The 6,968-nt window shown below is 63.9% G+C and carries 7 protein-coding genes; 1 reads left to right on the forward strand and 6 read right to left on the reverse strand.

All coding sequences use genetic code 11. The features are described 5' to 3' along the window. From ABNS06_RS07725 to ABNS06_RS07735, 3 genes are all read right to left on the reverse strand, one after another. A partial coding sequence (locus ABNS06_RS07725; RefSeq protein WP_348673671.1) for a hypothetical protein occupies positions 1-432 on the reverse strand: 432 nt, incomplete at its 3' end. Positions 433-625: 193 nt separating this feature from the next. Next, positions 626-1,291 (reverse strand): glutathione S-transferase, encoded by a 666-nt coding sequence (locus tag ABNS06_RS07730; protein WP_348673673.1) that lies wholly within the window; start codon positions 1,289-1,291, stop codon positions 626-628. A gap of 80 nt (positions 1,292-1,371) precedes the next feature. After that, entirely contained in the window at positions 1,372-2,337 is a 966-nt protein-coding gene (locus ABNS06_RS07735) for a glycerophosphodiester phosphodiesterase family protein (protein ID WP_348673674.1), read from the reverse strand. 108 nt (positions 2,338-2,445) lie between these two features. Here ABNS06_RS07735 and ABNS06_RS07740 point away from each other — a divergent pair, with 108 nt between their 5' ends. Next, positions 2,446-2,742: a hypothetical protein gene (locus ABNS06_RS07740; RefSeq protein WP_348673676.1), complete on the forward strand. Its 297-nt coding sequence runs from the start codon at positions 2,446-2,448 to the stop codon at positions 2,740-2,742. A 29-nt stretch (positions 2,743-2,771) separates the two neighbouring features. Here the strand turns inward: ABNS06_RS07740 and ABNS06_RS07745 are convergent, their stop codons facing one another. The 3 genes from ABNS06_RS07745 to ABNS06_RS07755 form a co-directional block, all read right to left on the reverse strand. Next, entirely contained in the window at positions 2,772-4,820 is a 2,049-nt protein-coding gene (locus tag ABNS06_RS07745; RefSeq protein ID WP_348673678.1) for a M3 family metallopeptidase, read from the reverse strand. A 187-nt stretch (positions 4,821-5,007) separates the two neighbouring features. Continuing rightward, positions 5,008-6,090 carry a DNA polymerase IV gene (gene dinB / locus ABNS06_RS07750; protein ID WP_348673680.1) on the reverse strand — a complete coding sequence of 361 codons (1,083 nt, stop codon included), beginning with the start codon at positions 6,088-6,090 and terminating at the stop codon, positions 5,008-5,010. A gap of 61 nt (positions 6,091-6,151) precedes the next feature. Beyond that, entirely contained in the window at positions 6,152-6,745 is a 594-nt protein-coding gene (locus ABNS06_RS07755) for a hypothetical protein (RefSeq protein ID WP_348673681.1), read from the reverse strand. Positions 6,746-6,968 lie beyond the last annotated feature (223 nt).

The raw sequence follows: 6,968 nt of genomic DNA on the forward strand, positions 1-6,968 counted from the left end.
AGCGGAATTCGCCTCGAGCGACTGACCTTCATCGTCGACGATCAGGATGTAGTCCGGGTGCCGGTGGATAATCTGCTGCACCAGACTGGAAACGTCCCGTTCTCCGGGAACATCCACCAGGGGGTCAATGAAGAACACCTGCTGGTCCGGATGTTCATCATCGAGTTCGGCGATACGCACGCGGCAGAGCATGCGTTTGCGGTCGGAGCCCAGCGCGACGTTGAAACGCGACTTGTGGTGCGCGCGACAGTTGGCGAGACGCTCGGAGAACCGGGCCCAGTCGATGGGCCAGATCTCGCTGAGTCGGCGCTGGATGAAGGCGGTCGCGGACTGACCGGATGTCGGCTCGCGTCCCCAGGCCCTGACGATCCGATGATCCGCGCCAACGATCAGCACCAGTTCGGCGGCTTGGCCCATCAGCTGTTCAAGCATGGTCATTGGCGCCGATTCGACTCCCGTCAGGCTGACAACGACAAGCCTGACGCTGCAACCGGGTGAGATTCAGTATTGACAATACAAAGTGAAGCAAACGTTAAAATCTGGAGCGGATATCGGGCAACGAACGCCGAACTGCGTTGTGGATCAAGAAACGGTCAGCGGACCGGCGGCGCGGGAATCAGACGGCTCACGCCATCAACTCGTAGGGCCCACCCCGTTCCAGCGCCTTCTGGTATGTCGGCAGCGCGTGAATCCGCTTGAGAAAATCCTGCATGTTCGGATAGGCATCGAGACCACTGCGTGCAGCCGCAGCCTCGACCGGGAAGCTCATCATGATGTCCGCCGCGGTCATCGTCGGACCCGCGAACCAGCCGGTCGCCGCCAGAGAACGCTCCATGTGATCCAGAGCCCGGTCGAGACTGGGATTGATGAACGAACCCTTGACCTTGCCGGCGATCCCCTTCGCCACCGGACGGATAAAGAACGGCATGGGTGCGGTTTCGATCTTGTTGAAGACCAGCGTCATGACCAGCAGCGGCATGACGCTGCCCTCCGCGGCATGCATCCAGTAGCGGTAGGCCCTCACATCGATCGGATCGGATGGCAGCAGCTTGCCCTGACCGTAAGTATCGATCAGATACTCGATGATGGCCCCGGTTTCCGCGACCACGTCATCGCCGTCGGTGATCACCGGTGACTTGCCCAGCGGATGCACATCCAGCAATTCCGGAGGAGCCAGCGAGGTACTCGGATTCCGCTGGTACCGCCTGACCTCGTAGTCCACACCCAGTTCTTCCAGCAACCACAGCACACGCTGCGACCGCGAGTTCTCCAGGTGATGAACGGTCAGCATGCAGATTCCCCTTGGCGTTCTGTTGGTGTCGGCCAAAGTACCGCGCCCGGGGGCCGGCGGCAATTGAAGTGTCCGTCCGATCAGCGAATGGGCGCGGGGCAGCCATAGTCGGTCTGCGACAGCACCGCTCGATACCGGTCCGGAAAGTTGGTGAACAAGCCGTCGACGCACATGGCCGCCATCGCCGCCAGATCGTCTTCTCCATTGATGGTGTACGGGTGAATGGCCATGCCCAGAGAATGGGCCAGTTCGACCAGGGCGGGGCTCACCTCGGACGAACTCGGCCCGATACCGAAGGCGTAGTTCGATGCCAGCGCGGCGGTGGCGGTCGCACCAACGGCATAGAGCTGGATGAGCGGAATGTCGGGATCCAGCGCCCGCATGGTCAGCAGCGATGTCGGGATGAAGGACTGCACCAGGACCTGACGATGCTCCACCGCACCGGCGTGGAGGTCGTACTCGTGGAGCAGGTCCAGCAAGGTCTGCTCAACACTGCCACCCAGACGGGTATTGGGCTTGATCTCGATGTAGTAACGAACATCCGGACCGTTGCCATAACGCTGGAACACCTCCTCCAGCGTCGGAATCGGCAGCCCGACGTAGGCGTCGCGGGCGCGATCGGGGTAGGCCTCGTTGAACCAGGACCCGAAGTCGCAGGTTCGCAGCTGCTCCAGCGTCTTGTCGCCAACCCTGCCGGTGCAGTTCTCCTCCGGGCCCCGCGCCGTGCGATCCAGGGTGTCGTCGTGGATGCAGACCAGCACACCATCCGCGGTGGGCAGCACATCCTGCTCGATGTATTCCGCGCCCATTTCCAGCGCCAGATCGTAGGCCATCAGCGTGTGCTCCGGCGCGTGGCCGGAGGCCCCGCGGTGCGCGACGATGACCTGATCCGTTCGCAATGCCGGCAGCGGGTTCACGGGATCCGGCTCATCCGGTGCATCGGTGACCGGATTGGAGGGAAGCGGACTGGTGCCGCAGGCAACCAGGAACAGGTTCAGGACAACAACCGGGCTTCGGAGGAGTGCCGGGCAGCAGAGGTGACGCATCAACGTTTCCGGGCAAGGGGGACGCTCCCCCCACGACGGGCGGAGAAACCCGGAGCCTAGCCGCGGAACATGACAACCCGATGAGACTCGAGGCCCTACAATCGACTCATGCCCGCACCGACCGACCACGCCTGCCAGCTGTGCCAGCGCGAGACCCGGCTGGAGTTTCATCACCTGATCCCGCGCAAGGTGCATCGACGGCCCTGGTTCGCCAAACGCCACTCCCGCGAGGAGATGCACCAGCGCGGCATCTGGATCTGCCGGCTATGCCATCGCTTCCTGCATCGCCGGTTCGACGAGGTCACCCTGGGCCGGCAGTTCGCAACCCTGCCGGACCTGCTGGCCGACCCCGGCGTGCAACGGCACATCCAGTGGGCCGGCCGGCAACGCCCCGGCAAGCGCTAGGGACGCACTGCTCCCGACCGATTCCGCACCTACTCCGCGGTCAGACCACGACGCTCCAGCAACGGCGCAATTTCGGCGGGTCGGCCACGGAAGGCTTCGTACATCGCCTGCGCATCGACGCTGCCCCCGGGCGCCAGGATGCCGTAGCGCATGCGATCACCGTTTTTCCGGCTGAGGCCACCGTCTTCCTTGAACCAGGCAACCGTGTCGGCATCAAGCACCTCGGACCAGACGTAGGAGTAGTAACCCGCCGAGTAGCCTCCGGAAAACACGTGAGCGAAGTAGGTGCTGCGGTACCGGGGCGGGACGAGCTCCAGCGCCACCCCGGCCTGCTCCAACGCCGCCGCCTCGAAGGCCTCGACATCCTCGGGAATCGCATCCGGTGTCAACTGGTGCCAGGCCTGATCCAGCAGCGAGGCGGCCAGATACTCCGTGGAGTCGTAGCCCTGGTTGAACTGCTCGGTGGACTTGTAGCGCTCGATCATCTCCTGCGGTAACGGCTCACCGGTCTCGTGGTGACGCGCGTAGTTCTCCATGACCTCTGGCCAGAACGCCCACATCTCGTGCACCTGGGAGGGGTACTCGACGAAGTCACGCGGCACCGCGGTACCGGAGAAATAGGGGTAGTGCACGTCCGAAAGCAGGCCATGCACCGCATGACCGAACTCGTGGAACATCGTGTTCACCTCGTAGGGCGACAGCAACACCGGTTCACCCTCTGCCGGCTTGGTCACATTGAGGTGATTGGCCACGACCGGACGAGTGCCCAGCAGGCGCGACTGCTGCACGTAGCTGTTCATCCACGCCCCGCCCCGCTTGGTGTCGCGGGCGAACGGGTCGAAGACGAAGATCCCCAGCGCCGCCCCGTTGTCCTCGAACACCTCGTAGACGGTGATGTCCGGGTGGTATTTCGGCAGATGATCCCGGCGCTCGAAACGCAGGCCGTAGAGCTTCTCGGCCATGAAGAACACGCCATCGGTCAGGACGCGCTCCATCTCGAAATACGGCTTGAGCGCACTCTGGTCGAAATCGTAGTCGGCCTTGCGCACGATCTCGCGGTAGTACGGCCAGTCCCAGACCTTGAGGTCAAAGGATTCACCGGCCGCGTCAACCGCCTGCTGCAGGCGTTCGCCTTCCTTGCGCGCGTTGACCACGCTGGGCTTGGCCAGCTTCGCCAGCAGCGTGTTGACCGCATCGGCGGTACCCGCCGTCGCGTTGGCAAGCACGTAGTCGGCATGCGTGTCGTAACCCAGAAGCTGCGCCCGTTCCGCCCGCAGCGCGACGATCTCGCGCAACACCGGACGGTTGTCCAAAGCACCATCCGTGTTGCCGCGCTGGATGGAGGCGCGATGAATTCGCTCGCGCAGCGCCCGGTCTTCCAGTTCCGCCAACTGCGGCTGCAAGGTCGGCAGTTGCAGGGTCAGCACGTAGCCTTCGATACCGCGATCCCGCGCGGTTCCCGCGGCCGCCTCGATGGCCGAGTCCGACAGACCCGCCAGCTGCGCGCGGTCCTCGACCACCACCGCCAGCTCGTTCGTGTGCTTGAGCAGGTTCTGCTGAAACTGCGTGGTCAGGCGTGACAGTTCGGTGTTGATCTCGCGCAACCGTGTCTGCTCGTCCGCCGCCAGACGGGCTCCGGCGCGGACGAAATTCACGTGATAGCGCTCCAGCAAACGGCGCGATTCGTCATCCAGGTCCAGCGTGTCGCGCTGCTGGTAAAGCGCGTCGACCCGATCGAACAAGGCCTTGTTCAGGAAGACCTTGTCCTGGTGAGCCGCCAGCTTCGGCGAGATCTCCCCGTAGATCGCCTGCAAGTCATCGGTGCCATGCGTGCCGACGAGATTGAAGAAGATCGACTGCACCCGACCGAGCGTCTCTCCACCCTGCTCCATCGCGACAATCGTGTTCTCGAAGGTCGGAGGTGCGTCCTGGGCGGTGATGGCGTCGATCTCGGCCAGCGACTCCGCCATCCCCGCCTCGAAGGCCGGCATGTAGTGTTCGGGCTTGATCCGGTCGAACGGCGGATACTCGTAGGGCAACGGACTGGGCTGAAGCAGCGGATTGCTGGCTGTCTGCATGATGGGAAGTGGTTGGTTCGCGCATGCCGCCACCGTAGCCGCGGCCAGAAGAAGAATGATTCGCATGATGTCCTGAGATTGGGTACGGGTTGGCCGCGCCAGACAAGCCTTCGGGGTCCGCCTGCACGATTTCGACGATACAAATCGTGCAAACAGGCCCCGGTTCGCGGCCCGCAGGCCGTCAAGTCTACCGAATCGCCACCGTCGCGGCGTCGAACAGCAGGGACTGCGCGGCGGAGCGCGGCGTTTCCGACATCTGCTGAAACCCGACACCCACCAGCCGATAAAGCGTCCCCGCCGGCAGATCGACCCGTTCACGCAGCTGCAGCAGGCTGGCGGTGAACGTGGCCAGCGAGTCCGGCGGTGACGGTAGGGTCTGCTGACGCGTGAGCGTGACGAAGTCCCGGGTCTTGAGCTTGAGCATCACCGTCCTCGATCGGTATCCCTCGCGCTCCGCCAGTTGCCAAACCTTCTCGGCCAGACGGGTGATCTCCGGCGCCAGCGCGGACAGCGGACGATCGTCCCCGAAGGTGTCTTCCGCGGACAAGGACTTGCGACGCCGCTCCGTGCGCACCGGGCTGTCGTCCCGCCCCCATGCCAGACCCATCAGGCGTTCGGCGGCCTGGCCCAGATGGCGGTGCAGCACCAGCGGATCACCACGCCTCAGGTCGCCGACCGTACGGACGCCGAGCGCCTCCAGCTTCGCCTGCGTGACCTTGCCGACACCGGGAATTTTCGCGACCGACAGTGGTTCCAGAAAGGTCTCAACCCGCTGCGGCGGCACTACGAACAATCCGTCGGGCTTGCGCCAGTCCGACGCGATCTTGGCCAGAAACTTGTTCGGCGCGACACCGGCCGACGCGGTCAACAGCAGCTCCGTCCGGATCGCCGCCCGAATCGCCTCGGCAACTTCCGTTGCACTGCCCAGACCGCCACGCTGCTCGGTCACGTCCAGATAGGCCTCATCCAGGGACAGTGGCTCGACCCGATCGGTGTAGCGTCGGAAAATCGCGTGGATCTGGCGTGAAACGGTCTTGTAGCGCCCGAAGTCCGGGGCGATGAACTCGGCGTCCGGACACAGGCGCGCCGCGCGCATCGCCGGCATCGCCGAACGCACACCGAAGACGCGTGCCTCATAGGACGCGGCGCAGACGACGGAACGGGGCCCACGCCAGGCGACGATCGTTGGCTTGCCCCGCAGTTCAGGCCGGTCGCGCTGTTCCACCGACGCGTAGTACGCGTCCATGTCGATATGAATGATCCGGCGCACGCGGCCACCCTCTGCGCATGTCCCTGACGAAGCGCGCGGCCCGGCGGCTCCGGCAATCTCGCTATAGCGCTTTCTTTCCGATGGACAGGTCGGGCGCACCGCCGATCTCATCCGACCAGCGCTGCACACGACGACGGCGCGAACGGAGCAGCAGCAGGCTGATGGCCATCCAGATCACCGCGGCCGTCGCCGCAAACTGCATCCACGAGTTCACCACGTACAAGAGAGACAGCACGTAAGCCGCCACGAGGCTGCCGAGGGCAGCCAGCGAGATGCGGCCGACCATCTCACCGCGGGATTCCGTGAGATGACAATCCACAACCGCGCTGCTGAGAGAATTGACGGTGACCCGCTGGCCCGTGCGTGCGTTCACCAGACTGAGGAAACGGATCACCTTGCCATCCGAGAGCACCCGGGTGTGAATCGTGTCACCCACCTTGGCGTCGAACAGACCGGGCTCCAGCGACAGTTCGTGATCGTAACCGTCATCGTCCTCCAGCCAGAGCGCGTGAAACATCACGGGATCTTCGAGGACATCATCACCTTCCCGGCGCCCGGGCCGCAGATGACTGGCCGACACCGTCATCTCGGAGAGTTCGACGACGGCCCGCGCCTCGTCGATCTTGAGCATGAATTTCTGCCGTGATTGAGTCATGACGCGATCCCCAGAATGATCAGCGAAATCATAGGCGCATTCCGTGCCAGGCGATATCGTAAATCCAACGATGTGGGCGAACACGAAAAAGCCGCGACAGGGCCGCGGCTTTTTGGACTACGCCGGTTGGTCTCAGAAAGCCTCGGCCTCCAGCGCCATGATCGAGTCCGAACCGGACTTGACCCGTGACAGCAGCGACGAATGCTCGGCGACGTACTGCTCG

It is taken from the genome of uncultured Abyssibacter sp., assembly GCF_964000955.1.
Lineage (GTDB): Bacteria > Pseudomonadota > Gammaproteobacteria > Nevskiales > OUC007 > Abyssibacter.

Excerpts from the sequence above, each read along its gene's own strand:
- ABNS06_RS07730 (WP_348673673.1), bottom strand. The coding sequence starts at position 1,291 with ATGCTGACCGTTCATCACCTGGAGAACTCGCGGTCGCAGCGTGTGCTG.
- ABNS06_RS07735 (WP_348673674.1), bottom strand. The coding sequence starts at position 2,337 with ATGCGTCACCTCTGCTGCCCGGCACTCCTCCGAAGCCCGGTTGTTGTC.
- ABNS06_RS07740 (WP_348673676.1), top strand. The coding sequence starts at position 2,446 with ATGCCCGCACCGACCGACCACGCCTGCCAGCTGTGCCAGCGCGAGACC.
- ABNS06_RS07745 (WP_348673678.1), bottom strand. The coding sequence starts at position 4,820 with ATGCAGACAGCCAGCAATCCGCTGCTTCAGCCCAGTCCGTTGCCCTAC.
- ABNS06_RS07755 (WP_348673681.1), bottom strand. The coding sequence starts at position 6,745 with ATGACTCAATCACGGCAGAAATTCATGCTCAAGATCGACGAGGCGCGG.